The organism is Micromonospora sp. NPDC003944 (assembly GCF_053605225.1).
Map to the genome: position 1 here is coordinate 24,838 of NZ_JBSGIV010000005.1, position 26,679 is coordinate 51,516.

Consider the following 26,679-nt stretch of genomic DNA (forward strand, 5'->3'; position numbering starts at 1 on the left):
GAGTCCCGCCCGCGCGACGGAAAGGAGTTCTCGGGCATGACCGTCCAGCTCGACGCCCGCCCGCCGGTCGCACCGGCACCCCCACGCTCGTCAGGTCGGCTCAGTCGGCTCGACGCCCGGCTCTCCCCGTACCTCTACATCGCCCCGTTCTTCCTGATCTTCGGCATCTTCGGGGCGTACCCGCTGGCGTACACCTTCTGGGTGTCGCTGCACGACTGGGACCTGCTCGGCTCCGACCACCCGTTCGTCGGCGCGGAGAACTACACCCGGCTGCTCGCCGACGTCGACTTCTGGCACGCGCTCGTCAACACGCTTGGCATCTTCGTGATCTCCACGGTGCCGCAACTGCTCGCCGCGCTCTGGCTGGCCAACCTGCTGAACCGGGGGCTGCGGGCCCGCACCGGATGGCGGATGGCGGTGCTCGTCCCGAACGTCACCTCCACGGCCGCCGTGGCGATCGTGTTCGGGGTGCTCTTCGGCCGCGAGTTCGGCATGATCAACTGGCTGCTCGACCTGGTCGGCATGGACGCGATCGAGTGGAAGTCCAACCGGCTGGCCTCCTGGGTGGCCATCTCCGCCATGGTCGACTGGCGCTGGACCGGCTACAACGCGCTGATCCTCCTGGCCGCGATGCAGGCCATCCCCCGCGACCTGTACGAGGCCGCGGCGATCGACGGCGCCAACCGGGCCCGACAGTTCTGGTCGATCACCGTGCCGCTGCTCAAACCGACGATCATCTTCTGCGCCATCATCGCCACCATCGGCGGCCTGCAGCTCTTCACCGAGCCCCGGCTGTTCCACTCCGGCACCAACCCGATCCGCGGCGGACCGCTGCGCGAGTCGCAGACGCTGACCATGTACATGTTCGAGAACGCGTTCGCCCCGCACTACAACTTCGGGTACGGCTCGGCGGTGGCCTGGCTGCTCTTCGCGCTCATCGCGATCGTCGCGGCGGTGAACGTGCTGATCCTGCGCCGACTCGGCGGCGGGAACCGCCCGCAGAAGGGAACCAGCCGATGAGCCGGCTCTGGCGGGCCAGCCCGCTCACCTACCTGGCCCTGGTGTTCGCCGCCGGCCTGTCGATCTTTCCGATCTGGTGGATGTTCGTCGTCGCCAGCCGCAGCAACGACGCGATGGGCCAACTGCCACCCCCGGTCACCCCCGGAGGCAACCTGGGCGCGAACATCGCCCGCCTGTTCGACAACACCGACGCGTACTTCCTGACCGGTCTGATCAACTCGGCGATCGTCGCGACCACGGTGACCGTCTCCGTGGTCTTCTTCTCCAGCCTGGCCGGGTTCGCCTTCGCCAAGCTCAGGTTCCGGGGCCGAAACGCGCTGCTACTGGTGATCATCGCGACCATGATGGTGCCGACGCAGCTCGGCGTGATCCCGCTCTACCTGCTCATGACCAAGCTGCAGTGGAACGACCGGCTACCCGCGGTGATCGTCCCGGTGCTTGTCACCGGGTTCGGCGTGTTCATGATGCGGCAGTACGCCGGCCAGGCCATCAGCGACGAACTGATCGAGGCCGCCCGGGTGGACGGCTGTGGCAGCGCCCGGATCTGGTGGCACGTCGTGCTGCCCGCCCTGCGCCCCGCCGCCGCCGTCCTCGGTCTACTGACCTTCATGACCACCTGGAACGACTTCCTGTGGCCGTACGCTGTACTGAACGATCCGGCGAATCCGACAGTGCAACTGTCCCTACGCGCGCTGTCGGACGGGTACTACCAGGACATGTCGCAGGTGTTCACCGGAACGGCCATCGCGACGCTGCCCCTGCTACTGGTCTTCGTGTTGTTCGGCCGACAGATCATCGGCGGAATCATGGAAGGTGCGGTCAAGGCGTGAGTGAACTCAACTTCCCCGACGGCTTCCTCTGGGGGGCGGCCACCGCCGCGTACCAGATCGAGGGCGCGGCCCGCGACGACGGTCGCGGTCCGTCCATCTGGGACACCTTCAGCCGTACGCCGGGCAAGGTGTACCAGGGTCACACCGGCGACGTCGCCTGCGACCACTACCACCGGTACGCCGACGACGTGGCGTTGATGGCCGACCTGGGCCTGCGGGCGTACCGGTTCTCGGTCTCCTGGCCGCGAATCCAACCCGACGGCACCGGCCCCGCCAACCCGGGGGGGCTGGACTTCTACGACCGACTCACCGACACGCTTCTCGATCGGGGCATCGACCCCATCGTCACCCTCTACCACTGGGACCTGCCGCAGGCCCTCGGTGACCGGGGCGGCTGGACAAACCGGGACACCGCCGAGCACTTCGCCACCTACGCCACCGCCGTGTACGCCCGCCTCGGCGACCGGATCGACGTCTGGACCACCCTCAACGAACCCTGGTGCTCGGCCTACCTCGGTTACGCCAACGGCGTGCACGCCCCGGGCGAGCAGAGTCCGGCGGCGGCCTTCACCGCCGTACACCATCTGTTGTTGGGGCACGGCCTGGCCGCGCGGGCGCTGCGGGCCGCCGGCGCGCGCAGCGTCGGCATCACCCTCAACCCGGCCGACGTACGGCCGGCCGACCCGGAGAGCGCTGTCGACGCCGCCGCGGTCCGGCTCGTCGACGGCCTGCACAACCGGATCTTCCTCGACCCGCTGCTGGCCGGCGGCTACCCGGACGACGTCCGGGAGCACGTGGCCCGGATCGTCGAGCCGACGTTCATCCGCGACGGCGACGAGAAACTGATCGCGGCCCCGATCGACCTGCTCGGCATCAACTACTACGCACCCGGCTACGTGGCGGGTCGACCCGACGCCGCAGGCAACCCCGCCTACCCGGGCACCGAGGGCACCGTGCACTTCCTGCCGCCCACCGGCCCGCTCACCGACATGGGCTGGATGATCGAGCCGGCCGGGCTGACCCGACTGCTGGAGCGGATCGCCACCGACTACCCCGGGGTGCCGCTGCTGATCACCGAGAACGGCGCGGCGTTCCCCGACAAGCCGGGCGCCGACTCGCCCGACGGTGCGGCACAGGTGATCGACGCCGATCGCATCGCCTACCTCGACGGGCACCTCCGTGCGGCGCACGAGGCGATCTCCCGGGGCGTGGACCTGCGCGGTTATCTCGTATGGTCATTCCTGGACAACTTCGAGTGGGCGGAGGGTTACCGCAAGCGGTTCGGGATCGTGCACGTCGACTACCTGACCCAGCGGCGCACACCGAAGGCCAGCGCCCGGTGGTACCAGGAGGTGATCTCCCGGAACGGGCTGTGACGAGCGGGGGGAAAGGCGCGATGACGACGGCGCAGCGGCCGACGCTCGAGGCGGTGGCAGCGCGGGCCGGAGTGTCCCGCGCCACCGTGTCCCGGGTGGTCAACGGCTCCACCACCGTCGCCGAACCGATCCGCGAGGCGGTCACCCGGGCGGTCGCCGAGTTGGGGTACGTCCCCAACCTGGCCGCCCGCAGCCTGGTCACCCAACGCACCGACTCGATCGCCCTGGTCATGCCGGAGGCCGCCACCCGGGTCTTCTCCGACGACCAGGTCTTCCCCGGCATCATCCGGGGCGTCAGCCAGGAGTTGGAGGCGGCCGACAAACAACTGGTGCTGATGCTCGCCGGCTCGCCGGCCGGGCACCACCGGGTGGAGCGGTACACCACCGGCCGGCACGTCGACGGGGTGCTCTTCGCGTCGCTGCACGGCGCCGACCCGCTGCCCGGCACGCTTGCCCGGCTCGGCATCCCGGTGGTGGTCAGCGGTCGACCGCTCGGCGACGTGCCGGTCCCGTACGTCGACGTCGACCATGTCGCCGGGGTGACCGCAGCCGTCCGCCACATGATCGACAGCGGTCGTCGACGGATCGCTACCATCGCCGGCCCGCAGGACATGGTCGCCGGGATCGAACGGCTCAGCGGCTACCGCAGCACGGTCGCCGACGCGGGGCTGCCCGAGCTGGTCGCCATCGGCGACTTCACCCGGGAGTCCGGGTCGGCCGCGATGCGCCACCTGCTCACCGAACACCCCGACCTCGACGGCGTCTTCGCCGCCTCCGACCTGATGGCGCACGCAGCCCTGCGGACGCTTCGCGAGGCCGGCCGGCGGGTGCCGGAGGACGTGGCGGTCGTCGGCTTCGACGACATCGAGACCGCCGCCTACACCGAGCCGCCACTGACCACCGTCCGGCAGCCGATCGTGGAACTGGGTCGTCGAATGACCCGCCAACTCCTCCGGCTGGCCGCCGGCGAAACCATCGAGCAGGCGGTCATGCTCCCCACCGAGTTGATCCGCCGCGCCTCGGCGTGACCGGCCGCGCGCGAGCGCGTGGTTAATGCGTCGCTCGGCCGGGGAATCCTGGTTAGCCTCGCCGGCATGCCGGATCCTGTCGCGCTGCTGCACGTCCCCGCCCTCTCCGACACCGCCGAGTACGCGTACGCGGCCACCGTCGAGTCACCTGCCCGGCTGGTGTTCACCGCCGGTGCGTGCCCACTCGACGCCGAGGGCCGCACGGTCGCGCCGGGCGATCACGCCGCGCAGGCCCGGCAGGTGATGACGAACCTGGCGACCGCTCTGGACGCGGCCGGCGCCCGACTGACCGACGTCGTCAAGACCACCGTGTACGTCGCGTCGTCGCAGCGGGCCGACCTGGTCACCGTCTGGGAGGTGGTTCGCGACTTCTTCGGCGACCACGACCCACCAAGCACCCTGCTCGGGGTGGCCGTGCTCGGCTATCCCGACCAGCTCGTCGAGGTCGAGGCGGTCGCCGCCGTACGGACGGGGGCCTGACATGCGGATCCGTGTGGCGCAGCCGGACGACGCCCCGGGCGTGGTGGCGCTGCGGCGCCTGGTCTTTCCGTATCTGGTGCGCGGTGTCGAGTCGACCCGGAAGATGATCGCCGAGCCTCCGCCCGAGAAGGGCTGGACGGCCTTCGTGGCCGAGGTCGACGACGAGGTCGTCGGATGGGTGACGGCGCAACGCAACGACTCGACCTCGACGGCCGACTTCGGTGACATCAACCTCCTGCACGTCCACCCCGAACACCGACGGCGGGGCATCGGCACCGCGCTGCTGACGACCGCGACAGATCACCTCGCCCCGCTGGGAGTCCGACGGCTACGCGCCTTCGCCCAGCCGGAGGCTCTGCCGTTCGCCCGTCGGCACGGCTACGAGCCCAGTCGTGAGCTGCGTTTCTCGGCGCTCGATCTGAACCCGGTGCCCGCGCTGCCGGAGCCGCCCCCGGGCGTACGACTGTGCCAGATCGCGGACCTGGACCCGCACCGGCTCTACGCGGCGGACGTGGCCGCTGCGCTTGACGAGCCGGGCGACGTACCTGTCGACTCGATCAGTTACGAGAGCTGGCAGTACGACGTCTGGGACAACCTCGGCCTGGACAAGACAGCAAGCGTCGCCGCCGAAGTCGATGGTGAGATCGCCGCGTTCAGCCTGGTGAAGCGGGACGGCGACCGGATGTGGTCGGACTTCACCGGCACCCTCCCGGCGTACCGGGGACGCGGACTGGCCCGGCTCGCCAAGACGGCGGCGCTGCACCGGGCCGCCGCGAACGGCGTGCGCGTCGCGTACACCTCGAACGACGAGGCGAACGGGCCGATGCTCGCGATCAACACCCGGCTGGGCTACCGCCCGGTGGCAGCCGAGTGGTCCTGCCTGGCCGACCTGTCGAGATCATGTGATGAGAAGTAGGTCCCACGTGCCCCGTGGAACCTACTTCTCATCACTTGATCAAGGCAGGAGGCGATGACGGCGCCGACCAGGTCAGCTCTCCTCGATCGACTGGCCCATCGAGCGGCGGGCCAGCAGCGTGGCACCGGCGACCGCAGCCGGCATGATCAGCACGGCCCCGAGCGGGATCAGGAAGCAGAGGAAGACGGCCACGCCGAAGCCGAGCGCGGTGGGTCGGTCGGCCTTCAGGATCGTCCGGCGCTGCGGCAGCCGCATTCCGCGCCGGTAGAACGGCGCGCCGACCAGCTCCACGGCGAGGAACCACCCGCCCACGGCCGCCCCGATCACCGGGACGACAGTCTGCCCGACCACCGGGATGAAACCGGCGAGGAAGAGCGGGATGCCGACAAGCGCGGTGAGCGCCACCAGCCGTACCGAGTCGGCGGCGCTGCGGCGCAGCGACGACCAGAAGGGCACGTCCACCGCGCCCGGCGTGCCGCCGTACCGCTGCTCCACCTGCTCGGAGATCTTCTCGTAGAACGGGTCGCCGATGACCAGGGTGACCGCGGTGAAGCTGACCACCGCGAGCAGGCCGCCGAGCCCCAGGAAGGCCAGCCCGGCGATCACCCGGACCAGGCTGCGGCCGGTGCTCGACCAGTCGTCGGCGAACGGGGTGACAAGCGCGGCGAGGTCGTCCACGAAGTACACGAGTGTGGCCAACGCGGCCAGGAAGAGCACGCCGGAGATCAGCGCCGGCACGATGCCGAGCAGCATCAGGCCCGGGCTACGAACGTAGAGGCCCAGCCCCCGCAGGAGCAGGCCCGCCCCGGCGAGGAAGCGTCCGACGACCCCGGTCACCGGGCTGGCGATTCTGCTGACGTCCACGATCGAGCAGCCTAACCAGCCGTGATCGAATCCGCCGTACGGCAAGCGACAACGGGCAGGATGATCGGGTGCGTGCCTCCCGACTGATCTCGTTGCTGCTGCTGTTGCAGGCGCGCGGCTCGATGACCGCGAGCGAGCTGGCCCGGGAGCTGGAGGTCTCCGAGCGGACCGTCTACCGGGACGTGCTGGCGCTCTCGGCCGCCGGGGTGCCGGTCTACGCGGACCGGGGGCGGGCCGGCGGTTACCGCCTGCTCGGCGGCTACCGCACCCGACTGACCGGGCTGACCCGGGACGAGGCGGAGGCGCTCTTCCTCGCCGGTTTACCCGGGCCGGCCGGCGAGATGGGGCTCGCCGACGCGGTCGCGTCCGCGGAGTTGAAGGTGCTGGCCGCGCTGCCACCCGCCCTGCGTGACGCGCCGGCCCGGGCCGGGCAGCGGTTCCACCTGGACGTGCCGGGCTGGTTCCGGGAGACCGCGCCACCGCTCTGGTTGTCCGAGCTGGCCCGGGCCGTCTGGGCAGACCGCGTGGTGGAGCTGCGTTACCGGCGCGGCGACCGGGAGGTGACCCGCCAGGTCCAGCCGTACGGCCTGGTGCTCAAGAGCGCGGTCTGGTATCTGGTCGGCCGGGCCGGCGACGACGTGCGCACCTACCGGGTGGACCGGGTCACCGGGGTCGAGGTGGGCGACGAGCACTTCGACCGCGACGAGGGCTTCGACCTGGCCGGGCACTGGCGCGAGCAGGCCGGGTCGTTCCTGCGGACCATGCTGCGGGCCGAGGTCGCCGTCCGGCTGAGCCCCGCCGGCCTGCGCCGGCTCCGGCACCTGGTCGATGCCCCCTTCGTGTACGACGACATCGTCGCCGCCGCCGGCCGACCCGACGGGCAGGGCTGGGTCGTGGCGCGGCTGCCCGTCGAGTCGGTCCAGGTGGCGTACCACCAACTGCTGGGGCTCGGCCCCGAGGTCGAGGTCCTCGATCCACCCGAGCTGCGGCAGTTGTTCGCGGAGAGCGCCGAGCGGCTCGGTGCGCTCTACCGGTAGCCGGTCACGTCCGACGGTTTGCCCGCGTCGACCACCTCGGTGATGTAGCGGAAGGCCTCGGGTTGGCTGCCGTCGAGGTCGGTGAACCCGTACACCTTGGAGAGCGTGCCGGCATCGACGGACCTGCCGCTCCAGCGGGCCTTCTCCTCGTCGGCGGCGAGCGCGGCGACCGCGCGGCCGACGAAGGCCGGGGTCTCCGAGATGAGGAAGTTGGGGTCGGTGGCGGCGCCGTCGCGCCAGTTCTCCTCGGTCACGCCGAAGTGCTCGAGCATCGCCTCGGATCGGATCCAGCCGGGGGTGAGCGCCACGGCCGTGCAGCCATGCGGTTTCAGCTCGTGCGCCTGGCTGAAGGCGAGCCGGTTGACCGAGACCTTGGCCAGGTCGTAGAAGACCGACAGCCGGTAGTTCTCGTCGTTGTACGCCTTGGTGCCGTCGCCCATCTCCACCACCAGTCCGCCGGGCCGACGGATCAGCAGCGGCAGGGCGAAGTGGCTGGTGATGATGTGCGTGTCGACGGCCAGTCGCAGGGTGCGGAAACCGGCGGCGAGTGGCTGTTCCCAGACCGGCTTGTCCCAGGTGACAAGCGGGTCGCCGCCCCAGATGTCGTTCACCAGCACATCGAGTTGGCCCTGCTCGGCGTCGATCCGCGCGACCAGGTCGCGGACCTGCTCGGGCACGAGGTGGTCGACCTGGACGGCGATGCCGGTGCCGCCGGCCGCGCTGACCAGCTCGGCGGTCTCCTCGATGGTCTCCGGTCGGTCCATCTCGGAGCGGCCGGCCCGGGTGCTGCGGCCGGTGGCGTAGACCGTGGCACCGGCAGCCCCGAGCTGCACGGCGATCTGCCGCCCGGCGCCTCGGGTGGCACCGGCGACGAGCGCGATCTTTCCGGTTAGCGGTTGTGTCATGCCTGCGACGGTGCCAGGGATACCTGACAGCCGACGTCCGAATTCGGTACGACCGGGCAGGTTACTCGTTCAGGAAGCCGGAGATGCGGTCCCGCAGATCGGCGCGTTCCGACCAGAGGACGCCGGGCCTGTCGTACACGTGCAGGGTGGCCTGGGGCAGCGCGACGGCGAGCCGTTCGGCGACCTCGACCGGGTGCAGGTCGTCGCCCGCGCAACCGATCACCAAAGCCGGCGCGGTGACCGCCGTCAGGTCACCGATCTGGCGCAGCGGCGTCTGGTCGGCGAGGGTGGCCAGACCGTCGGCAAGACCGTCGCGGAGCAGCTGGTCGAGTCGTTGCCGCAGGTACGCCCAGCCGGCCGGGGTGTTGCGCACCGCCGGCGGCAGCTCCAGCGTGACGATGTCGGCGACCGCCGAGGCGTCCCCGCTCTCCACCGCCTCCAGCAGGCTGGTGATGCGTTCCCGGGCGACCGGCAGGCGTGGCTCGTCGAGGACCGCCGGCAGGAAGAAGACCAGCCTGTCGAAGCGTTCCGGGCTCTCCACCAGGAGTCGGCAGAGGGCGCCCGCGCCGAGGCTCGCGCCGAACGCCCGGCTGGCGCCGCCGAGGTCGGCGATGGCGCGCAGGTCCCGGGCCAGGTCCAGGTAGTCCCACGGCCCGTCCGGGGCTCCGGAACGACCGTGCCCCCGGAACTGGAAGAACACCTTGCGACCGTTCACCCCACTGCCGAACGGGCGGGTGGTGGCGATGCCGTTGCCCAGCCCGTGTGCGAACACGGTGACCGGGTCACCGGCACCGGTGACCAGCCGCTCCAGCTGTACGCCGTGCGGGGTGGTGACCAGCTCGGTCTCCGGCTCCGGCAGTGCGGGCCGGCCGGTACGCGGCCCACCCGGCCCGGGCCCCCAGGTGCGGGGCCCGCTGTCGGGTGGAGGTGGCCAGCGAAAACCTCTCACCAGAACCCTTTGCCGTCGCTCAGGTCGCGGAGACCGACCCGGACGTCGAGCAGGTAGATGAGAGCGGCGGCGATGCCGACCAGGCCGAAGAGGCTGATCGGACCGAAGCCGAGGAGGGTGAGCACGAGGCAGACCGCCAGGATGGCGATCCAGCCACCCTTGGGCAGCGTCCCGATTGCGGGGAAGGCATCGGAGCGCTGCGTGACGGCGTGCACCAGCGCGACACCCTGGATGATCAGCGCGAAGACGAGCAGAATCAGCTCGATCACGTAGCGGACTTCGAACGCGAAGATCGGCGCGGCGTTGGCCATGTCGGCAAGTTTATGTCCACGACCCCGGCTACGTCCGACAAGGACGCCGCCGGGGTCGTCGACTCGACGAGCTACTCGGCAGCCGGGCGGGTCCGCTTGGTGGCCCGGGGAAGCTTCGCCGACGGGGTCTCGGCCGGCTTGGTGGCCTTCGGCGCGCGGGCGACCTTCTTGACCGCGGCCGGCTTGGCCTCGGCGATCTCGGCCACGGCGGCAGGGGTCGGCGCGTCGGCGGGGGCCGTGGCCGCAGCGGTCGGGGTGGCGGTCGCGGTGGTGGTGGTCGGCGCCACCGCCTGGGTGGCCTCGATGTCGGCGTTCACCGTCTCGGCGGCCTCCAGAACGCCGGCCCCGACGACCCGCTCGCCCCGGGCGACGAGCGCGCCGTACGCGGCGAATGCGCGCTCCTGCGCGACCTGGGCGCCGGCGACCACCAGGGCTGCGTTGCGGGTCGCGGCGGCACGCAGCTTGTCGATGTCGGCCACCTCCCGCAGCTTCGCCAGGTCGGCGGTCTCGTTCGCGGTACGCAGCGTCTCGGTGGCCTTCTGCTTCAACTCGAACCCGGTCAGCACGGCCCGGCCACCCAGGTCGGCGACGACCCGGGTGCTGAGGACGCCGACCACGGCCGGGAGCTTGCGCAGCTGCTCGATGGCCAGCTCACCGGCGCCGGCTGCGGCGTAGATCGGGGCGGGGATGCGGTTGGTCTTCGGCTCGCTCATGACGTCTCCTCTTCGGCCGCCTCGGCGGCCTTCTTCTTCTGGGGGATGCTGGTGCTGCCCGGAGCGGGTGCGGTGCCCGCCTCGGTGACGGCCACCGACTCGAGGACGGCCTCGGTCGGGGTGCCGCCCACGGTGGTGGGGCCGGTGGCGGCCAGATTGGCCAGGTCGGCGGCCTGGCTGGCGGGCTGGTCAGCAGGCTTGTCGGCCTCCTGCGCCGCCTCGGCCTCGGCCTCGGCCAGCCGGGTGTTCTCCCGGCGGAACGTCTCGTAGATCTGACTGAGCGACTGCTTCTGCGCCATCGTCAGGTCGGCGTCCACGGCGATGGCGGCGAGCACCCCGTGGCCTTCCTTGTCGTCGAGCAGGCCGGCGCGCAGGTACATCGCCGGCGTGGAGACCCGCAGTGCGCTTGCCAGTTGCTGGAGCACCTCGGCGCTGGGTTTGCGCAGGCCGCGCTCGATCTGGCTGAGGTACGGATTGCTGACCCCCGCCTGCTCGGCGAGTTGCCGTAGCGAGATCTTGGCGTTGCGCCGCAGATCGCGGATGAACCCGCCGACGTCGGGAAGGTCCTTGGGTGTGGCCATGACAGCGACGCTAACCGTCCGCGCTAGCTGTTGCAAGCAAAACGCTAACCATAGTTAGCAACGTCTCAACATGCCGTTTGCGCGCCGCTCGACCGATCCGTACGGTCCGTCCGTGCACAAGATCACAGTCAATGGAGCAAGCATCGCGTACGACGAGGCCGGCAGCGGTTCGCCAGTCGTCCTGCTGCACGCCGGAATCGCCGACCGGCGGATGTGGCGGGGACAGGTCTCCGCGCTTGCCGCCCGGCACCGGGTGATCGTCCCGGACCTGCGCGGCTACGGCGACTCGGAGCTGCCCCCGGCGCCGTTCACCCACCACGAGGACGTGGTCGGGCTGCTGGACGCGCTGGGCCTCCCCCGGACCGCGCTTGTCGGCTGCTCCTTCGGTGGGGCTGTCGCCATCGACACCGCGCTGGCCCACCCGGACCGGGTGAGCGCGCTCGCGCTGTTCGACACGGCGGTATCCGGCAACGAGTGGTCCGACGAGGCGAACGACCTCTGGGACGACCTGGTCGGAGAGGTCGACCCCGACGACTTCGTCGCCGGCGCGGCCGGTGAGGTGCGGTTCTGGGTGGTCGGCCCGGGACGCCAGCCGGAGGACGTCGACCCCGAGTTGGTCGCGTTCGCGCAGGAGATGGACCAGCGTGCCCTCGCCGCCGAACTGGCGCTCGGCGCGATCGAGGTGGGCGAGCTGACGCCTCCGGCGATCGGCCGACTCGGCGAGCTGAAGATCCCCGTCCTGGTCACCGCCGGTGCCGCCGACGTGCCGGACATCAGTCGACTCGCCGACCGGATAGCCGCCGAGGTCCCCGGCGCGGTCCGACTCCCCGACGTGCCGGACGCGGCACACCTGCTGCCACTGGAGCGTCCGGAGCCGGTAAACGCCGCACTCCTCGACTTCCTGAACTGAACCGCGGCGCGGCCTCGACGCACCTCGGCACCGCGCCCGCCATCGGACCCCACCGCGACCCGACCGATCGCACGCCGCGACGAGCGCCATACCTCAGAGTCATATTCACACCTCTGAGGCATGGCGCTCATTCGGGCGTTGCCGGCCGGGTCGCTCGACCGGACCGCCGACAGGCCGTCACCAGAGCGGGCGGACCGCCCCGACCGGCACCCCGCCGCCGAAGAGCGGCACCTCTGCGTACTCGGTCAGCACCGGGGCGTCCACGCCGAGCCGGCGCAGCGCGGAGACCAGCACCGGCATCCGGGCCCGGTCGGCGCCGTCGTCGATCTTCAGCGCGACCGCGCCGACGCCCGGCAGCGCCACGGCGATCACGCCCTCGGCGCCGACCTTGGCCAGCAGCCCCGGCACACCGCGCATCAGTCGGGTGTCGTCGGCCTGGGTGCCGCCCACGATCTCCGGGTACGCCCGCATCGCGTCGGCCACCGTGCGCGGCACCGAGCCGGGCTCGGCGTCGACAAGTCGGAGGTACGCCCCGGCCAGGCCGGTCAGCGACACCGCGAGCACCGGGGCCCCGCAGCCGTCGACCCCCACCGCAGCCGCCGGTTCCCCGGTGAACTCCTCGATGGCGGCCCGCAACCGCTGCTGGAGCGGGTGCTCCGGCCGCCAGTAGCCCTCCCGCGACCAACCGGCGGCCTCGCAGGTCAGCAACATCCCGCTGTGTTTGCCGGAGCAGTTCATCTGCACCCGGCTCGGGCCGCCACCGGCCCGGAGCACCGCCTCCCGGGCGGCGGCGCCGACTGGCAGGTCGGGGGGGCAGCGCAGCGCCGACGCGTCCAGCCCGGCGCGCTCCAGCAGCGCACCGACCCGGGCCAGGTGGAACTCCTCACCCGCGTGACTCGCCGAGACCAACGCCACGTCGGCCGGGTCGGTCAGGGCCAGGCCGGCCCGGAGCATCCCGATCGCCTGCATCGGCTTGCTCGCCGAGCGGGGAAAGACCGGCGAACTCACGTCCCCGGCGGACGCCACCACGACACCGGCCGCGTCAAGCACCACCACCGAGCCGCGGTGCGCACCCTCCACGAACCCCGACCGGACCACCTCGGCGAGCGGCGCGCCGCCCTCGTACGTCTTCGTCACGCGCTGGACGGTACCGACGGTCCGGGGGTGCCCGGCGGCCGGGTGACCAGCAGGTCCACCGCCCGGGTGACAGGGGCGCGGGACGGACCCGGCCTTACAGCCCGAGCAGCTCGCGGGCCTCGGTGGTGGTCAGCGGCGGGCGCTGGGCGAGCTGGGCGAAACCCACCGCACGGGCGACCAACTGCATGTTGGACTCCACCGGGCGGCCCTTCGCGTACGTCACGGTGTCCTCCATGCCGACCCGCAGGTGCCCGCCCGTCGACAGCGACGCCAGCAGCACCGGGATGGTGCTCCGGCCGACGCCGGTGGCCGAGAAGGTGGTGCCCTCCGGCAGGTCCCGCAGCATCCGGTGGGCCGCGACGAGCGTCTCGGTGGTGCCCGGCATGCCACCCGGCACGCCCATCACGAAGTCGACGTGCACGTGCCCGCCGGCCGGCAGTCCGTACTTGCCGAGCAACCGCTGCAACGCGGACAGGTGGCCGAGGTCGAAGATCTCGTACTCCGGCACGATCGCGCGTTCCTGCATCCGGGTGTGCAGGTCGACGATGAACTCCCAGCGGTTGAGGAAGACGTCGTCGCCGAAGTTGACGGTGCCCATGGTGCAGGACGCCATGTCCGGACGGGCGTCGAGCACGGCGAGCCGGGCGGCCTCCGGGTCGGTCACCGCGCCACCGGAGGAGAGCTGCACGATCAGGTCCGTGCTGTCCCGCAGCGCCGCCACCGTGTCGGCCAGGCGCAGCGGGTCGAGCGTCGGCCGGGCCTCGTCGTCGCGGATGTGGACGTGGATCACGGAAGCCCCGAGCGCCTCGCACTCCTTGGCGGTGAGCAGCAACTCGTCGAGGGTCACCGGCAGCGCCGGCACCTCCGCCTTGGCCGACTCCGCGCCGGTCGGGGCCACCGTGATCAACGTCCCTGTCGTCATGCCGGCGATCCTAGACGCCGGGTCAGGACGGGTCGATCGCCGCCGCGGTCTCGCCGATCAGCAGCGCGGCGTCGTCCGGAACGTTCCGCTTGAGCACCGCGAGAGCGATCTGGCCCAGCTCGTGGTGCAGCACGGCGGTGCCGACGAAGCCGACCGCGCGGCCGTCGAGGGTCACCGGCGTACCGGCCACCGGCGGCTGGTCGGTGGTCACCCCGTCCAGATGCAGCAGTACGAGGCGACGCGGCGGCCGACCCAGGTTGTGCACCCGCGCCACAGTCTCCTGCCCCCGGTAGCAACCCTTGTCCAGGTGCACCGCCGGGGCGATCAGGTCGACCTCGGCCGGAATCGTCCGGTGGTCGGTGTCCACCCCGACCCGGGGCTGTCGGGCGGCCACCCGGATCGCCTCGTACGCCCAGAGCCCCGCGACCGGCACGCCGGCGCCGCGCAGCTCGGCCACCACCTGGTCCATCGCCGAGCGGGGCACCAGCAGGTCCACCCCGAGCGGACCACGTCGGGCCCAGCCGCCGATCGGCAGCGGTCGTACGTCGTACCGAACGCTGGCCCGGGGTGGCACGGCACCGTGCGCGAACTTCGGACCCGGCACCGCGACCACGTCCGGCTCGGCGAGCCCGGTCACGCCGAGCGTGCCGAGCGCGTCCATGGCCGCCGGCCCGACAAGCGACAGGAGCGCGCGCTCGGCCGTCGCGTCGCGGGGTTCGACCCGGCTGAAGAACCGCATCTTCTCCAGGTAGGTCAGGAGGCCCTCGGTCGCCCCGGGTTCGGTGTCCAGCCAGGCGGTCTCGCCATCCTCGGCGACCATGGCGTGCTGCTCGACGTGGCCGTGCGGCGACAGCACCAACAACTCGGTGCCCTCGTTCGCGGCGAGCGTGTTCAGGTGCTGCGAGGTGATCGTGTGCAGCCAGCCGGCCCGCTCCTCGCCGGGCACCGCGATGACCCCTCGGTGCGACCTGTCGACGAGACCGACGGCGGTGTCGAGGGTGCGTTGCTCACGCAGCGGGTCGCCGTAGTGCGCGGCCACCCCCCGCACGCCGGCCGCGACGTGCGCCGGATCCGGCTGGTCACGGCTGGCCTCGTCGATGCCCTCGACGGCCACCGCGCCCGCGATGTCGATCATTTCTCGTCCCCGTTCTCGCAGCGTACGCAGACGCCGAAGAGTGACACGTGCCCGATGTCCACCCGGAACCCGCGCTGCGCGGCCAACTGGTCGGCAAGCGGACGGAGCAGCTCCGGATCGATCTCGTCGATCGCGCCGCACTCCCGGCAGACCAGGTGGACGTGTTGGTGCTCACCGGCGGCGTGATAGGTCGGTGAACCGTGCGACAGGTGCGTGTGGGTGACCAGACCGAGCCGCTCCAGCAGCTCGAGCGTGCGGTAGATGGTGGTGATGTTGACGCCGGCGGCGACCTCCCGGACCGCGGTGTGCACCTGTTCCGGGGTGGCGTGGCCCAGGTCGAGCACCGCCTGGAGGACGAGCTGCCGCTGGGGCGTCAGCCGCAGCCCACGGGCCCGCAGCATTTCCGCGAGGGAGGATTCGGACACCGTCCGATCATAGTTCGGCCTGCGGCCTGTTCCGCGCCCCGCGATCGATCACCGCTACGCTCGACGGTCATGGTGAGGTCGCCCGTCGGGCAGAATCCGGCCGACTCGGCCGCCCGGGTCGCCGTGCTGGGGCGTGGCCTGGTGCCGCCCGGCGACCCGGTGCTGCGCGGCGACGACCTCGGGGTGCTGCACGGCGACGGCCTCTTCGAGACCATGCACCTGCGGGACGGCCAGCCGTGGCTGCGCGACGAGCACCTGGCGCGCCTAGCCGCGGCAGCCACCGCCGTCGAGCTGGCCCTGCCCCCGACCGCCGCGCTCGTCGACCTCCTTGACGAGGTGCGAACGGGCTGGCCAGCGCCGGTGGAAGGGGCACTGCGGTTGGTCTGCACCCGGGGCCCCGAGGCCGGCGGGCCGCCCACGGTCTACGCCACGCTGAGCGAGGTGCCGGCGTCCACCCGGGCCGCCCGGCGGGACGGGATCGCGGTGGCCACCCTGCCGCTGGGGCTGCCCGCCGCCGCCCGCACCGGGCTGGACTGGCTGCCGGCGGGCGTCAAGTCCACGTCGTACGCGGTCAACAGCGCCGCCCGCCGCTGGGCCCGCCGGACCGGCGTGGACGACGTGCTCTGGACCTCCTCCGACGGCTACGCGCTCGAGGGCCCCACGGCCAACGTGGTGTGGCTCACCGACGACGTGCTCTGCACGGTGCCGGCCGCCACCACCGGCATCCTCGCCGGCACCACCGCGGCCTGGCTGCTCGCCCACGCGACCGAGCTGGGCCTGAGCGCGGACGAGCGGATGGCCACCCCCGCCGGGCTGCACGCGGCGGACGGCGTGTGGTTCACCTCGTCGCTGCGCGGCGCCGCCGAGGTCCACACGCTGGACGGGGTACGGCGGACCCGATGCCCGCGTACCCCGGCCCTACAGGTCCTGCTCGGTTTCCCCGTCTAGCCGCCGACCCGGACCAGTCGGGCCGAGAGGTGCGGGCTGAGCCCGTGCCCCATGGCGGCCATCTCCTGCGCGTAGAGCAGCGCACCCTCGACGATGCCGAAGAGCCGGTGCCCGCCGGTGACCTCCTTGGCGGTCGGAGTCCGGATCACCGCGTCGGTGGCGAACTCGACCTGCGTGCCGGTGCGCTTGCCCAGGTGCAGCTCCATCACCCCGGTCGGGGTGGTCAGCAGCGCCTCCAGCTCGTCGGTCGCCCGCCCGTCCACAAGCACCGGCCGCCACCAGCCGACCTCACGACCAGCCGGACGGACCGGCCTGCTCTGCTCGTCGAGGATCCAGGCACGCGACTCGTAGTGCAGGAACGGCCGGCCGTCGTGGCTGATCCGGATCTCCTGCGCGTAGTCGAAGTCCTCGATGGTGGGGAAACCGCCCTTGCCCCGGCCACGCCACAGCCCGATGTACGGCAGCAGGGCATCGAGCGCGGGGTGGAGCTTCGGCCCGACCCGGAGGTCGTGACTCTCCTCGAACGGGTACTCCTCGACCGGCGGCGCGTTCAGCCACGGCGGTTGCAGCGGATTCTCGCTCACCAGGCCACCTTCGTTCGCGACTGCGGGGCTCGCAGACCCGGCTCACTCCTCGCGCTCACCAGGCCACCTTCGTTCGCGACTGCGGGGCTCGCAGACCCGGCTCACTCCTCGCGCTCACCAGTTTCCTCTCGACATGCGTACGGCTAGGTAGACCAAGCCACCAGCGAGCCCGCCCAGGCCAGCGACCAGCAGGCTGACAAACCCGATCTCGGTAACCATCCCGGCCATCCTATGCTGGGCCACATGGCCCGCACTCTCGTCGTCAAGGTCACTGCGGGGGCGGACGCCCCGGAGCGGTGCGCGCAGGCATTCACCGTCGCCGCGACGGCGGTCGCGGCCGGGGTGGACGTCTCACTCTGGCTGACCGGTGAGTCGACCTGGTTCGCGCTGCCCGGTCGCGCCCAGCAGTTCGACCTGCCGCACTCCGCACCCCTGGCCGAGTTGTTGCACGTGATCCTGACCAGCGGCCGGGTGACCGCCTGCACGCAGTGCGCCGCCCGACGGGAGATCGGCCCGGACGACGTGCTCCCCGGGGTGCGGATCGCCGGCGCCGCGGTCTTCGTCGAGGAGGCGTTGGCCGAGGGCGCCCAGGCACTCGTCTACTGACCGCACGCCGTCACCTGATCCATAGCGGCGGAGTGCCGATACCGACACGACATCTCGGACAGGTGCCTACGATTCGGATGTGACCGAGGCGGCGGAGAAGTTCTTCGAATCGCTGCCGTCGCGCGCCCCCGACGTCCTCGGCGGCCTGGCCGACGGCACCCTCCAGATCGACCTCGGCGACGACCACCGGACCGAACACTGGCTGGTCCGGATGCGACCCGGGTCGGTGCAGGTCACCCGAGAACGTGGGCCGGCCGACGCCATCTGGTACAGCAGCGCCGCCCTCTTCGACCGGCTGGTCCGCGGCGAGGCCCAGGGAGTCGCGGCGGTGCTGCGCAACGAGAGCACGTTCAGCGGGAACGTGGTGCTCTTCCTCGCCTTCCGCCGGTTCTTCCCCAACCCACCCGGCACCCGCGACCCCCGCGAGACGGCCCGCCGAGCAGCCGGGCGACGTGGGTGAGGGAACTCGTCAGCATCCTTGACGGCAACACCTTCCTGGTCAGCGACCGGCGTGGGGACATCGAGCCGTCCTACGACTTCCCCACCGGGCTCTTCTCCTTCGACACCCGCTTCCTGTCCACCTGGGTCCTCACCCTGGACGGCGAACGGCTGCACGCCCTCTCCGTCGATGATGTCGAGTCGTACCGCACCAAGTTCTTCCTCGCCCCCGGGGAGCCCACGCACTATCTGGACGCCAAGGTGTCGGTGATCCGCAGCCGGGCGATCGTGGGCAGCTTCCAGGAGGAGCTGACCGTGCTGAACCACCTCGGCACGGACGTCGAGTGCACCGTCCGGATCGAGATCGGGGCCGACTTCGCCGACCTGTTCGAGATCAAGGATTCCCGGCAGAAGCGGGGCCGGAGCACCGTCACGGTCGCCGAGAACGAGTTGCGGCTGACCTACCGGCGGGAGGCGTTCCACCGGGAGACGGTGGTCAGCACCACCGCGCCGGCGCAGGTCGACGACACCGGGATGACCTTCCGGATCCGGATAGCCCGCAACGGCAGGTGGAGCACCCGGCTGCACGTGTCGAGTGTCGTCTTCGGGGCCCGGGGCGAGGACATCCGGACCACCCTCCCGTACGGCGGCAGCCGCAGTGCGGACGTCATCCGGGCCGAGCAGCAGGAGCTGATCGACCGGGCGCCGAAGCTCGGCTGCGACTGTGAGCCGCTGGCCGGGGCGTACCGGCGCAGCCTCAACGACCTGGCCGCACTGCGCTACGAGTCGATCGCCCTGGGCGTACGGCTGATCGCCGCCGGGCTGCCGTGGTTCATGACCCTGTTCGGCCGGGACAGCATCATCACGTCGTTGCAGGTGCTGCCGTTCCTGCCGGAGCTGGTCCCACCGACGATCCTGATGCTGGCCGGACTACAGGGGCAGCGGGTGGACGACTTCCGGGACGAGGAGCCCGGCAAGATCCTGCACGAGCTGCGGTACGGGGAGACCGCCGGCTTCGAGGAACAGCCGCACTCGCCGTACTACGGGTCGGCGGACTCCACACCGCTGTTCATCATCCTTGTCGACGAGTACGAGCGGTGGACCGGTGACGCCGCGCTCGTCCGCAAACTGGAGTCGCAGATCCGGGCGGCGTTGGAGTGGATCGACACCTACGGTGACCTGCTCGGCACCGGCTACCTCTGGTACCGGACCCGCAACCCGGAAACCGGCCTGCAGAACCAGTGCTGGAAGGACTCCTGGGACGCCATCTCGTACGCCGACGGTGAGCTGCCCGGCTTCCCCCGGGCCACCTGCGAGTTGCAGGGCTACGCGTACGACGCGAAGATCCGGGCCGCCCGGCTGGCCCGGACGTTCTGGAACGACCCGGAGTTCGCCGACGAGCTGGAGCGGCAGGCCGCCGACCTGAAGCGGCGGTTCGACCGCGACTTCTGGATCCCCGACCGCGAGCACTACGCGCTCGCGCTGGACGCCGACGGCCGGCAGGTGGACGCGCTCACCTCGAACATCGGGCACCTGCTGTGGAGCGGCATCGTGGACGAGTCCCGTGCCGGCAAGGTGGTCGAGCACCTGCTCGGACCACGGCTCTTCTCCGGCTGGGGGGTGCGTACGCTCGCCGCGGACGAGGGACGGTACAACCCGATCGGCTACCACGTGGGCACGGTCTGGCCGTTCGACAACTCGATCATCGCCTGGGGGTTGTGGCGGTACGGCTTCCGGGAGGAGGCCGGCATGCTCTGCGACACGATGCTTGCCGCGTCCCGGTACTTCGAGGGCCGGCTGCCGGAGGCGTTCGCCGGCTACGCCCGGGACCTCACCGACTATCCGGTGGAGTACCCGACCGCGTGCAGCCCGCAGGCCTGGTCGACAGGCACCCCACTGCTGCTCCTCCGGGTGATGCTCGGACTGGAGCCACAGGGCGAGCACCTGATCATCGACCCGGCCGTCCCGCCCGGGATGGGCCGGATCGAGCTGCTGGACATCCCCGGCCGGTGGGGCATGGTCGACGCATTGGGCCGCAGCCGTGACCGGGAGGACCAGCCAGGCGACGGCTGACCGGAGTGGGCGGCCCGGCTCAGACCGGGCAGCCGACGGTGGCGGCCAGTCGGGTGGCCTCCGAGCCGATCTCGGCCAGCACCGTGACGGCGCCGCTGCGGTACGCGTACACCGGGGGTTGGTCCAGCAGTGGGGCGTTGCCGGCCAGCGGGGCGAGTGCGGCCGTCGAGGCCGCCGGACCGCTGCCGTTCGCGGACCAGGCGGTGCGGGCGAGCCCGCCGCCCGGGCAGGGCGCGGTGACCAGCTCCGGCGCGGCGTCACCCGGCCGGTCGAGGGCCCGCAGCGCGGCGGTCAGCGCGGCGGTCAGCGCGGTGGTCTCCGGGCCGGCAGCGGTCGCCGGGGCCGGCGTGTAGCCGGCGCCGACCGGCCGGCAGCCGGTGTCGACGACGAGCCGCAACCGGCCGTCGACTGTCGGCCGCCCCTCGATGCCCACGAACTCTCCGGCGTCGGCGCGCAGCTCGGGGCCGTCCACCCCGGGGCCGACCCCGGCCCGCCAGCTCGCCGGCAGTCGCTCGGCGATGCCGGCAAGCACGGCCTGCGCGTCACCGGTGCCCACGAGCACCCCGACCTCGCGCCGCAGCCTCGCCCCGTCGGCGAACGGGGTGACCCGGCAGCCGGACGCGATCCGCGCCGGACCCAGCTCCAGCAGACCGGCCGCACCGGCCGCGCGGGCCAACTCGCCGACCGCCCGGTCGACCACCGGGCCGGCCTGGTCGAGGGAACGCTGTTCGCGCACCGTCGGCGGGTCGTCCCGCACCGACACCCAGGTGAGCCCGGCCAGCAACACGGCCCAGGCCACGGTCGCGGCCAGCAACCAGCGACGCCGCGACCGGGCCGGTGCCGGCGCGGCGGGGCCGGTCGAGGAGGCCCAACCCGTCTGCACAGCACCGCTCACCCGGCCATGGTGTCACGCGCCCGCCGCCGACCCGGCGGCGGAGGCGGCCGGCAGGGCGGCTCAGTGCCCGTTCCGCTGCGGCGGCGGGTCGAGTCGATAGCCGACTCCTCGCACCGTGTGCACCCGCGGCCCGTCCGGCAGCCCCCGGAGCCTGCGGCGAAGCCGTTTGATCGTGGACTGCAGGGCCGCGGTGTCCGCGCCACCCAGAGCCGAGGCGCAGAGCTGCTCGTAGCTCCACACCACGCGCGGCGGGCCGATGAGCAGGGCGAGCAGATCCCGTTCGGTGGGGGTCAGCGGGAGTGGGTCGCCGCGCCAGGTGGCCCGGTGCCCGGCCCGGTCGACGACCAACTCACCCCACTTCGCCGGGCCCTGCGCCACCATCCCCGGGCGGGCCGACCCGGCGGCCGGCGACGGGAAAAGCATCGCCCGCAGGAGGACCAGGTCTGCACAGCTCACCACCTGGCCGACTCCGTCGAGCTGTCGCCGCACCCGCTCGAGCATCAGGGCATCCGCGCCGACGCAGACGACGATCGGAGAGTTTTGACCGGACACGCCACCGGCCGCACCATCTGAGATCTCCACCAGAAGATAGTGACGCATACCTATTGATTTCACTGGGCGGTCACCACCCTTGACAACGCTGCGCTTTCATCGGGCTACCACAAGGCCCCCCCACCGGACCGCATCACCCGCAGCCGCTGTCGTGGAACCGACACTCACGCAACCGAAGAGCCGGTGCCATCGATAAACGGTGGGTAGTGAACTATTGACGCGAGGATCAGCTATGCGGTCCGCGTCGTCCGAGGGAGGCACTAGGGTGACGCCAACAGCGACGTCGTCGACGGCGAGAGGACCAGCAATGGGCACCGCCATCGTCAAGACACCGCAAGAGCTACGAGAGTGGCGAGCTCGGCTCCTGGAGCGTGTCCACATGAGCAAAGAGACGCTGTACGACCTGGGGCGCAACTTCGAGCTTCGCGCCGACGAGCGCAGCGTCTACGAAATGGTCCGTTCCATCGACTACCTACTCGGCGATGACGACTGACGGGGCTCCCGTCTCTCCCGACCTGATCGCCCGAGCCAGCGCTTTCGCCGACGACATCACCAGCCGAGTGCAACGCGTGGTGCGGACAGAGAAGCGGCTGTCCGCACTGCTGATGCCCGGCAGGAACGGCGGCCGCGTGATGGTGGGCATCGTCGAGGGAGACGATTTCGGCACATTTCCGCTGTACATCAACAAGAAGCACCGCCTCGACCTGCTCATCAAGTTCAACTGCTGCATGGATTCGAGCGGCATGCACCTGGCGACGGAAGCCTCGTGGCTGCATGTCACGCCCAGGGGCGACAAGGCGCCCCTGTTCCGTTACGAGTACGTCCGGGAGTTCCAACCCGGCGTGCCCTGCGCCCACCTCCATGTGCATGGTCACCGCGACGAATTCGCCTTTGTCATGCAGGACGGGCCAAGCGGGCGCCCCAAGGCCCGCAAGCGCAGGCACGAGGTGCCACGGCTTGCCAAGTTCCACTTCCCGCTCGGAGGACATCGCTTTCGACCTTGCGTTGAGGATGTCCTGCAGGCCGTGGTGGAGGAGTTCTGCGTCGATACGGTCGAGGGATGGCGAAGCGCAGTCGGCGAAGGTCGGGAGGAATGGCGCAGGCTCCAACTACTGGCGGCCGTACGCGACTCTCCGGGCATCGCCGCTCGGGCTCTCGAAGAGCTGCAGTACAAGGTGCTTCCGCCCGACTCGGTCCCTGCAGAAAACCAGAGCAGGATGCGCGCTTACTGACGCGGCGCGAAGACGACCGGGGCCGGCCACCCCCGGAAGGGTGACCGGCCCCGGTCGATCAGAGCAGTGGGTCAGGCGACGGTGACGGCGACCTCGTTGACGCCCCGGCCGGCGGTGACCGCGGTGTCGCCGTTGCCGTGCCGGGACAACGCCCGCAGCGTCCAGGAGCCCGGCGCGGCGAAGAACCGGAACTGGCCGGCCGCCGAGGTGACCACCTCGGCGGTGAACTCACCCGTCGAGTCGAGCAGCCGGACGTACGCGCCCGGCACCGGCTCGGCCTCGGCGGAGCGGACGATGCCGGTGATGACGGTCTCCTTCTCCAGGTCCAGGCTGGCCGGCAGCGGCGCGGCCTGGTCCGGTGCGGCGCAACCAGCGGCGATGGGGAGAGTCATGATCAGGCCTCCCCGGGTTCGTCGCCGAGCGCGACCGGCACACCGACAAGCGAGCCGTACTCGGTCCACGAGCCGTCGTAGTTCTTGACGTTGCGGTGACCCAGCAGCTCCTGGAGCACGAACCAGGTGTGCGACGAGCGCTCACCGATCCGGCAGTAGGCGATGGTCTCCTTGCCGTCGTCGAGCCCCGCGTCGCCGTAGATCTTGCGCAGGTCGTCGTCGGACCGGAAGGTGCCGTCCTCGTTGGCCGCCTTGGACCACGGCACGCTGATCGCGGTGGGGATGTGACCGGCCCGCTGCGCCTGCTCCTGCGGCAGGTGGGCGGGGGCGAGCAGGCGACCGGCGAACTCGTCGGGGCTGCGCACGTCGACGAGGTTCTTGGTGCCGATCGCGGCGACGACCTCGTCGCGGAAGGCCCGGATGGAGGTGTCCGGCTCCTGCGCCACGTACTGCGTCGCCGGACGGGACACCTGGTCGGTCACGAGCGGGCGGGCGTCCAGCTCCCACTTCTTGCGGCCGCCGTCGAGCAGCTTCACGTCGCGGTGACCGTAGAGCTTGAAGTACCAGTAGGCGTACGCCGCGAACCAGTTGTTGTTGCCGCCGTACAGGATCACGGTGTCGTCGTTGCTGATGCCCCGCTCGGAGAGCAGCGCCTCGAACTGCGTCTTGTTGACGAAGTCCCGGCGGACCTGGTCCTGGAGGTCGGTCTTCCAGTCAATCTTGATGGCGCCGGCGATGTGGCCGGTGTCGTAGGCGGAGGTGTCCTCGTCGACCTCGACGAAGACGACGCCCGGGGCGTCGAGGTTCTTCTCGGCCCACTCGGCCGAAACGAGTGCGGTGTCGCGACTCATCGAATCACTCCCTGGTGAGGATGGATGGTGAGCCAACGCGCGCGAATCGATCGATGTATCTGTCGCACCACGCGCGGGACCCAGCGGAAGGACGGGATCACGGGTTCGTGCGACGGCGCCGCTGCCGGGCGTTCGGTGGGATGACCGGAGGGTTAGAGAACCCTGTGCCGGTGGCCGCCGTCAGGCGGCCGGAGACAGCCCCGCCGTCAGATGACGGGGCGACACAGGCAGGTGGCCACGCGGCACAGGTCGACCGCGCGCCGTTTGGTGAGGTGGGTCCCCATGGCCAGGGAGCCTACCAGCCAGTGACCGAGCTGCCACTCAGCCGACCACCATCCGGGAACGGCCCGGACCGTCGGACGGCCCGGGCCGTCGATCAGTTGACGGAATTGATGGGTACGTTCTTCGCGTCGCCGGAGACCGCAAGCCCTTCCGGCAGTGGACGGACCTCCCGGATCGCGAGCTGGAACGGCAGTTCCGGAAGGGGCACGTCGATCGAGATGCTCTTGGCGTAGTTGCTCAGGAAGGCACGGGCCAGCGGCAGGTTCGGCAGACCCGCGGCGTCCAGATCGTTGAAGCGCAGGGCGACGGCGCCGTTGTCGGCGACGGTGACGTCGGCGGTGCCGCTGATGGTGAGCTTCTGACCGAGGATGTCGGCCGGGGCCGTGACGGTGAGCTTGCCGTTCTGCTCGCCGAGCGCGAGCCCTGGGCGGTTCAGCAGCGCCGCCAGACTCTCGTAGCTGATCGTGCCGGCGCCGTCGACGGTGTCCGCCACGACGTCACCCTGGCCGCTGCGCAGAGTGTCGAGCGAGGCCCGAACGTTGCGGGCGGTCACGTCGAGCACCGGCAGCCGGACGGCGTCGCCCTCGACCGAGGCCTGCACGTCCCGCAGGTTGATGGTGATCCGCTGGTAGCGGCCGTCCAGCACCTGGGTGAGGAACGGAGTGCCGCCCACCTCGACGTCAGGTGCCGCGGACTGCGCGCCCTGCTTGGTGATCTCCTGTTGCACCCGGTCGGCGATCATCCGCTCGGCGACCCCGACCGCCACCCGGTCGGCGACCACAAGCAACCCCGCCAGCAGCAGGAGCAGCACGAACAGCCCGATGAGCAGCTTGCGGCCACGCCGTCGGGGTCGCGCCTCTTCCACCGGATAGTCCTGCGCCACGCCGCCTCCTGTCTCCGCCCGTCGCGCCGCGACGGGTCGTTCGTACCGACGCCGCAGGGCGGCGCACCCGTAGGTACCCGACCCGCTCAGCGCTCAACCGTGACTCAGAGGAAGAGCATGCACATGGCGTACGCGGCGGGCGCCGCCAGGGCGAAGCCACCGAGCGGACCCTGCATGTGCCGGGCCACCCACATCGTGGGCGGTTCACCGGCCATCAGCCGACCCGCCTCCGCGTACCCCACGGCGAGGTCGGAGAGGACGGCGGTGACCGCCGCGACCAGGCCGATCACGGCGGCCCGGGTCGGCGTGAAGGGCGCCACCAGATAGCTGCCGAGGAGGGCGCTCGTCAACGTGCCGACCATCGCGCCGGCCACCACGCCGGCGGCGCCACGGGGCACCTGCGGGGCCAGCCGGGGCCAGGGCAGCACGGCGTCGGTGAGCCGGGCGACGGTGAGCGCGACACCGCTCGCGGTCAGGCAGACGGTGATCGCCTGGGTGCCGGCCGGGATCCGGCTGAGCACGATCAGGGTGCCGATGGCCACCACCCCGACAACGATGAGCAGCGTGGCGCCGAGGGAGTCGGTGACCCGGACCCGGTCGACCCGACGAACCAGCTGGCCGAGCACCGCAGCGACGAACCCGCCGACGGCGAGGTAGCCCAGCGGCGCCAGGCCGGCGACGTCGGTCTGCACCGCGGCGATGTCGGCGAGCGCCGCGACCGCGGCGCTGATCCCGGCGACCACGAGCAACGCGGGCGGACGCATGGCCATCGTCCAGGCGAGCACGAACAGCAACTGGACGCCGAAGATGATGAAGGCGAACGGCAGCCGGTGACCAGGGCCGGACGTCTGTGCGCCGAGCACCAGGCCGACACCGAGCAGCGCGGCGAAGCCGGCGATTGTCAGCGCCAACTGGCGGTGCACCTCGACCGGGGGGATGACCTCCTCTTCCGGCTCGTCGATCTCGTCTTCGGATCGGCGGGCCGGCTCGCCGGAGCGACGGGCACGACGGGGCCCACCCCGTTCGCGGCGGTCGCCGTCGGTGGTGGCCGGACCGGTACGCGGCGCGGGCGGTTGGCCGCGCGTCGGTGCGGCGGCCGGGCCCGGTTGGGGCCCGGCGGGCCACGATTCGCGGCCGGCCTCGGGCGAGGTGGAGGGAAACACGACCCGATCGTGCCAGACCGGCGGCCCGAAGCGGTGGTCACGGGTTTCAGCGACGTTAAAATCCATGCCACGATCAGGGGCAAGCTAGACAAACGGGAAATGGCCTGACGGCACTGCCGAGGCGATCAGTTAGGCTCAACGCGTTACCCGCCCGTCAGCGACGCCGGGACCACGCAATTTCTCAGCGCACTCCCTCGCCGAGTGCGACTGGTCGCGTGCGGCCTCGCGCCGCCGGGACGGA

At 71.4% G+C, this 26,679-nt stretch carries 32 protein-coding genes; 13 read left to right on the forward strand and 19 right to left on the reverse strand.

The genetic code is table 11. The features are described from left to right. The first annotated feature begins 36 nt into the window (after positions 1–36). The 6 genes from ACWER9_RS03755 to ACWER9_RS03780 all read left to right on the forward strand — a co-directional run bounded on the left by ACWER9_RS03755 (position 37) and on the right by ACWER9_RS03780 (position 5,650). Positions 37–1,020, forward strand: a complete 984-nt coding sequence (locus tag ACWER9_RS03755) for a carbohydrate ABC transporter permease (RefSeq protein ID WP_452300321.1) — start codon at positions 37–39, stop codon at positions 1,018–1,020. After that, positions 1,017–1,850: a carbohydrate ABC transporter permease gene (locus ACWER9_RS03760; RefSeq protein WP_452300322.1), complete on the forward strand. Its 834-nt coding sequence runs from the start codon at positions 1,017–1,019 to the stop codon at positions 1,848–1,850. Before ACWER9_RS03755 ends, ACWER9_RS03760 begins: the two co-directional genes overlap by 4 nt. Further along, complete coding sequence (locus ACWER9_RS03765) at positions 1,847–3,226, forward strand: GH1 family beta-glucosidase (protein ID WP_452300323.1); 1,380 nt, start codon at positions 1,847–1,849, stop codon at positions 3,224–3,226. Before ACWER9_RS03760 ends, ACWER9_RS03765 begins: the two co-directional genes overlap by 4 nt. A gap of 20 nt (positions 3,227–3,246) precedes the next feature. Continuing rightward, positions 3,247–4,254: a LacI family DNA-binding transcriptional regulator gene (locus ACWER9_RS03770; RefSeq protein WP_452300324.1), complete on the forward strand. Its 1,008-nt coding sequence runs from the start codon at positions 3,247–3,249 to the stop codon at positions 4,252–4,254. A gap of 66 nt (positions 4,255–4,320) precedes the next feature. Beyond that, the gene (locus tag ACWER9_RS03775; RefSeq protein ID WP_452300325.1) at positions 4,321–4,734 is read left to right on the forward strand and encodes a RidA family protein; all 414 of its coding nucleotides are present in this window, start codon (positions 4,321–4,323) and stop codon (positions 4,732–4,734) included. Position 4,735: 1 nt separating this feature from the next. Continuing rightward, entirely contained in the window at positions 4,736–5,650 is a 915-nt protein-coding gene (locus tag ACWER9_RS03780; RefSeq protein WP_452300326.1) for a GNAT family N-acetyltransferase, read from the forward strand. 72 nt (positions 5,651–5,722) lie between these two features. On the opposite strand, the gene ACWER9_RS03785 is transcribed toward ACWER9_RS03780, so the two are convergent. Beyond that, positions 5,723–6,514 carry an EI24 domain-containing protein gene (locus ACWER9_RS03785; RefSeq protein ID WP_452300327.1) on the reverse strand — a complete coding sequence of 264 codons (792 nt, stop codon included), beginning with the start codon at positions 6,512–6,514 and terminating at the stop codon, positions 5,723–5,725. Between the two features lie 68 nt (positions 6,515–6,582). Here ACWER9_RS03785 and ACWER9_RS03790 point away from each other — a divergent pair, with 68 nt between their 5' ends. Then, positions 6,583–7,551 (forward strand): helix-turn-helix transcriptional regulator, encoded by a 969-nt coding sequence (locus tag ACWER9_RS03790; protein WP_452300328.1) that lies wholly within the window; start codon positions 6,583–6,585, stop codon positions 7,549–7,551. Here the strand turns inward: ACWER9_RS03790 and ACWER9_RS03795 are convergent. From ACWER9_RS03795 to ACWER9_RS03815, 5 genes are all read right to left on the reverse strand, one after another. Continuing rightward, positions 7,542–8,456: an SDR family oxidoreductase gene (locus tag ACWER9_RS03795; RefSeq protein WP_452300329.1), complete on the reverse strand. Its 915-nt coding sequence runs from the start codon at positions 8,454–8,456 to the stop codon at positions 7,542–7,544. The two genes, ACWER9_RS03790 and ACWER9_RS03795, sit on opposite strands and share 10 nt — an antisense overlap. A gap of 61 nt (positions 8,457–8,517) precedes the next feature. Then, entirely contained in the window at positions 8,518–9,405 is an 888-nt protein-coding gene (locus ACWER9_RS03800) for an alpha/beta fold hydrolase (protein ID WP_452300330.1), read from the reverse strand. Beyond that, entirely contained in the window at positions 9,402–9,716 is a 315-nt protein-coding gene (locus ACWER9_RS03805; protein ID WP_357351174.1) for a DUF2516 family protein, read from the reverse strand. The genes ACWER9_RS03800 and ACWER9_RS03805 overlap by 4 nt, the downstream gene beginning before the upstream one ends. Before the next feature lie 71 nt (positions 9,717–9,787). Next, the gene (locus ACWER9_RS03810) at positions 9,788–10,429 is read right to left on the reverse strand and encodes a hypothetical protein (RefSeq protein ID WP_452300331.1); all 642 of its coding nucleotides are present in this window, start codon (positions 10,427–10,429) and stop codon (positions 9,788–9,790) included. Further along, a complete protein-coding gene (locus ACWER9_RS03815; protein WP_452300332.1) occupies positions 10,426–11,010 on the reverse strand; it encodes a helix-turn-helix domain-containing protein in 585 nt (194 codons plus the stop codon). The genes ACWER9_RS03810 and ACWER9_RS03815 overlap by 4 nt, the downstream gene beginning before the upstream one ends. Before the next feature lie 112 nt (positions 11,011–11,122). Here ACWER9_RS03815 and ACWER9_RS03820 point away from each other — a divergent pair, with 112 nt between their 5' ends. Then, a complete protein-coding gene (locus ACWER9_RS03820) occupies positions 11,123–11,920 on the forward strand; it encodes an alpha/beta fold hydrolase (RefSeq protein WP_452300333.1) in 798 nt (265 codons plus the stop codon). Between the two features lie 177 nt (positions 11,921–12,097). Here the strand turns inward: ACWER9_RS03820 and ACWER9_RS03825 are convergent, their stop codons facing one another. From ACWER9_RS03825 to ACWER9_RS03840, 4 genes are all read right to left on the reverse strand, one after another. Then, entirely contained in the window at positions 12,098–13,057 is a 960-nt protein-coding gene (locus ACWER9_RS03825) for an asparaginase (RefSeq protein WP_452300334.1), read from the reverse strand. Between the two features lie 94 nt (positions 13,058–13,151). After that, positions 13,152–13,979, reverse strand: coding sequence for a 3-keto-5-aminohexanoate cleavage protein (locus tag ACWER9_RS03830; RefSeq protein ID WP_452300336.1), 828 nt, complete (start codon positions 13,977–13,979; stop codon positions 13,152–13,154). Between the two features lie 22 nt (positions 13,980–14,001). Further along, positions 14,002–15,114, reverse strand: a complete 1,113-nt coding sequence (ygfZ, locus tag ACWER9_RS03835) for a CAF17-like 4Fe-4S cluster assembly/insertion protein YgfZ (protein ID WP_452300337.1) — start codon at positions 15,112–15,114, stop codon at positions 14,002–14,004. Then, complete coding sequence (locus ACWER9_RS03840) at positions 15,111–15,539, reverse strand: Fur family transcriptional regulator (RefSeq protein ID WP_238660121.1); 429 nt, start codon at positions 15,537–15,539, stop codon at positions 15,111–15,113. Before ACWER9_RS03840 ends, ygfZ begins: the two co-directional genes overlap by 4 nt. 69 nt (positions 15,540–15,608) lie before the next feature. Between ACWER9_RS03840 and ACWER9_RS03845 the strand changes: the two genes are divergently transcribed. Next, on the forward strand, positions 15,609–16,487 hold the full coding sequence (locus tag ACWER9_RS03845; protein WP_452300338.1) for an aminotransferase class IV: 879 nt from the start codon (positions 15,609–15,611) through the stop codon (positions 16,485–16,487). Here ACWER9_RS03845 and ACWER9_RS03850 read toward each other — a convergent pair. Both ACWER9_RS03850 and mtfM read right to left on the reverse strand, forming a co-directional pair. Then, positions 16,484–17,074: an FABP family protein gene (locus tag ACWER9_RS03850; protein WP_452300423.1), complete on the reverse strand. Its 591-nt coding sequence runs from the start codon at positions 17,072–17,074 to the stop codon at positions 16,484–16,486. The genes ACWER9_RS03845 and ACWER9_RS03850 overlap by 4 nt on opposite strands. A 111-nt stretch (positions 17,075–17,185) precedes the next feature. Continuing rightward, on the reverse strand, positions 17,186–17,290 hold the full coding sequence (gene mtfM / locus ACWER9_RS03855) for a small membrane protein MtfM (RefSeq protein ID WP_452300339.1): 105 nt from the start codon (positions 17,288–17,290) through the stop codon (positions 17,186–17,188). A 12-nt stretch (positions 17,291–17,302) separates the two neighbouring features. On the opposite strand from mtfM, the gene ACWER9_RS03860 reads away from it, so the two are divergent. The 3 genes from ACWER9_RS03860 to ACWER9_RS03870 all read left to right on the forward strand — a co-directional run bounded on the left by ACWER9_RS03860 (position 17,303) and on the right by ACWER9_RS03870 (position 20,188). Further along, positions 17,303–17,677 carry a DsrE family protein gene (locus ACWER9_RS03860; protein WP_124772656.1) on the forward strand — a complete coding sequence of 125 codons (375 nt, stop codon included), beginning with the start codon at positions 17,303–17,305 and terminating at the stop codon, positions 17,675–17,677. Between the two features lie 79 nt (positions 17,678–17,756). Then, positions 17,757–18,137, forward strand: a complete 381-nt coding sequence (locus tag ACWER9_RS03865; protein WP_452300340.1) for an SCP2 sterol-binding domain-containing protein — start codon at positions 17,757–17,759, stop codon at positions 18,135–18,137. After that, positions 18,134–20,188: an amylo-alpha-1,6-glucosidase gene (locus ACWER9_RS03870; RefSeq protein WP_452300341.1), complete on the forward strand. Its 2,055-nt coding sequence runs from the start codon at positions 18,134–18,136 to the stop codon at positions 20,186–20,188. Before ACWER9_RS03865 ends, ACWER9_RS03870 begins: the two co-directional genes overlap by 4 nt. Before the next feature lie 19 nt (positions 20,189–20,207). Here ACWER9_RS03870 and ACWER9_RS03875 read toward each other — a convergent pair whose 3' ends face one another. Further along, positions 20,208–21,083, reverse strand: a complete 876-nt coding sequence (locus tag ACWER9_RS03875; protein WP_452300342.1) for a hypothetical protein — start codon at positions 21,081–21,083, stop codon at positions 20,208–20,210. 60 nt (positions 21,084–21,143) lie between these two features. Further along, positions 21,144–21,584 (reverse strand): winged helix-turn-helix domain-containing protein, encoded by a 441-nt coding sequence (locus ACWER9_RS03880; protein ID WP_452300424.1) that lies wholly within the window; start codon positions 21,582–21,584, stop codon positions 21,144–21,146. 533 nt (positions 21,585–22,117) lie between these two features. On the opposite strand from ACWER9_RS03880, the gene ACWER9_RS03885 reads away from it, so the two are divergent. Then, entirely contained in the window at positions 22,118–22,867 is a 750-nt protein-coding gene (locus ACWER9_RS03885; protein ID WP_452300343.1) for a hypothetical protein, read from the forward strand. Positions 22,868–22,938: 71 nt separating this feature from the next. On the opposite strand, the gene ACWER9_RS03890 is transcribed toward ACWER9_RS03885, so the two are convergent. From ACWER9_RS03890 to ACWER9_RS03910, 5 genes are all read right to left on the reverse strand, one after another. Then, the gene (locus tag ACWER9_RS03890) at positions 22,939–23,259 is read right to left on the reverse strand and encodes a DUF1416 domain-containing protein (RefSeq protein WP_130405043.1); all 321 of its coding nucleotides are present in this window, start codon (positions 23,257–23,259) and stop codon (positions 22,939–22,941) included. A 2-nt stretch (positions 23,260–23,261) separates the two neighbouring features. Beyond that, positions 23,262–24,110 carry a sulfurtransferase gene (locus ACWER9_RS03895; protein ID WP_357351188.1) on the reverse strand — a complete coding sequence of 283 codons (849 nt, stop codon included), beginning with the start codon at positions 24,108–24,110 and terminating at the stop codon, positions 23,262–23,264. Between the two features lie 206 nt (positions 24,111–24,316). Next, complete coding sequence (locus ACWER9_RS03900) at positions 24,317–24,394, reverse strand: Ms5788A family Cys-rich leader peptide (RefSeq protein WP_310503780.1); 78 nt, start codon at positions 24,392–24,394, stop codon at positions 24,317–24,319. A gap of 92 nt (positions 24,395–24,486) precedes the next feature. Then, on the reverse strand, positions 24,487–25,275 hold the full coding sequence (locus tag ACWER9_RS03905; protein WP_452300344.1) for an LmeA family phospholipid-binding protein: 789 nt from the start codon (positions 25,273–25,275) through the stop codon (positions 24,487–24,489). A gap of 104 nt (positions 25,276–25,379) precedes the next feature. After that, positions 25,380–26,438: a hypothetical protein gene (locus tag ACWER9_RS03910; RefSeq protein WP_452300345.1), complete on the reverse strand. Its 1,059-nt coding sequence runs from the start codon at positions 26,436–26,438 to the stop codon at positions 25,380–25,382. Positions 26,439–26,679 lie beyond the last annotated feature (241 nt).

Excerpts from the sequence above, each read along its gene's own strand:
- ACWER9_RS03755 (WP_452300321.1), top strand. The coding sequence starts at position 37 with ATGACCGTCCAGCTCGACGCCCGCCCGCCGGTCGCACCGGCACCCCCA.
- ACWER9_RS03760 (WP_452300322.1), top strand. The coding sequence starts at position 1,017 with ATGAGCCGGCTCTGGCGGGCCAGCCCGCTCACCTACCTGGCCCTGGTG.
- ACWER9_RS03770 (WP_452300324.1), top strand. The coding sequence starts at position 3,247 with ATGACGACGGCGCAGCGGCCGACGCTCGAGGCGGTGGCAGCGCGGGCC.
- ACWER9_RS03775 (WP_452300325.1), top strand. The coding sequence starts at position 4,321 with ATGCCGGATCCTGTCGCGCTGCTGCACGTCCCCGCCCTCTCCGACACC.
- ACWER9_RS03780 (WP_452300326.1), top strand. The coding sequence starts at position 4,736 with ATGCGGATCCGTGTGGCGCAGCCGGACGACGCCCCGGGCGTGGTGGCG.
- ACWER9_RS03795 (WP_452300329.1), bottom strand. The coding sequence starts at position 8,456 with ATGACACAACCGCTAACCGGAAAGATCGCGCTCGTCGCCGGTGCCACC.
- ACWER9_RS03805 (WP_357351174.1), bottom strand. The coding sequence starts at position 9,716 with ATGGCCAACGCCGCGCCGATCTTCGCGTTCGAAGTCCGCTACGTGATC.
- ACWER9_RS03810 (WP_452300331.1), bottom strand. The coding sequence starts at position 10,429 with ATGAGCGAGCCGAAGACCAACCGCATCCCCGCCCCGATCTACGCCGCA.
- ACWER9_RS03815 (WP_452300332.1), bottom strand. The coding sequence starts at position 11,010 with ATGGCCACACCCAAGGACCTTCCCGACGTCGGCGGGTTCATCCGCGAT.
- ACWER9_RS03830 (WP_452300336.1), bottom strand. The coding sequence starts at position 13,979 with ATGACGACAGGGACGTTGATCACGGTGGCCCCGACCGGCGCGGAGTCG.
- ygfZ (WP_452300337.1), bottom strand. The coding sequence starts at position 15,114 with ATGATCGACATCGCGGGCGCGGTGGCCGTCGAGGGCATCGACGAGGCC.
- ACWER9_RS03845 (WP_452300338.1), top strand. The coding sequence starts at position 15,609 with ATGGTGAGGTCGCCCGTCGGGCAGAATCCGGCCGACTCGGCCGCCCGG.
- mtfM (WP_452300339.1), bottom strand. The coding sequence starts at position 17,290 with ATGGTTACCGAGATCGGGTTTGTCAGCCTGCTGGTCGCTGGCCTGGGC.
- ACWER9_RS03860 (WP_124772656.1), top strand. The coding sequence starts at position 17,303 with ATGCTGGGCCACATGGCCCGCACTCTCGTCGTCAAGGTCACTGCGGGG.
- ACWER9_RS03880 (WP_452300424.1), bottom strand. The coding sequence starts at position 21,584 with ATGCTCGAGCGGGTGCGGCGACAGCTCGACGGAGTCGGCCAGGTGGTG.
- ACWER9_RS03885 (WP_452300343.1), top strand. The coding sequence starts at position 22,118 with ATGACGACTGACGGGGCTCCCGTCTCTCCCGACCTGATCGCCCGAGCC.
- ACWER9_RS03890 (WP_130405043.1), bottom strand. The coding sequence starts at position 23,259 with ATGACTCTCCCCATCGCCGCTGGTTGCGCCGCACCGGACCAGGCCGCG.
- ACWER9_RS03895 (WP_357351188.1), bottom strand. The coding sequence starts at position 24,110 with ATGAGTCGCGACACCGCACTCGTTTCGGCCGAGTGGGCCGAGAAGAAC.
- ACWER9_RS03900 (WP_310503780.1), bottom strand. The coding sequence starts at position 24,394 with ATGGGGACCCACCTCACCAAACGGCGCGCGGTCGACCTGTGCCGCGTG.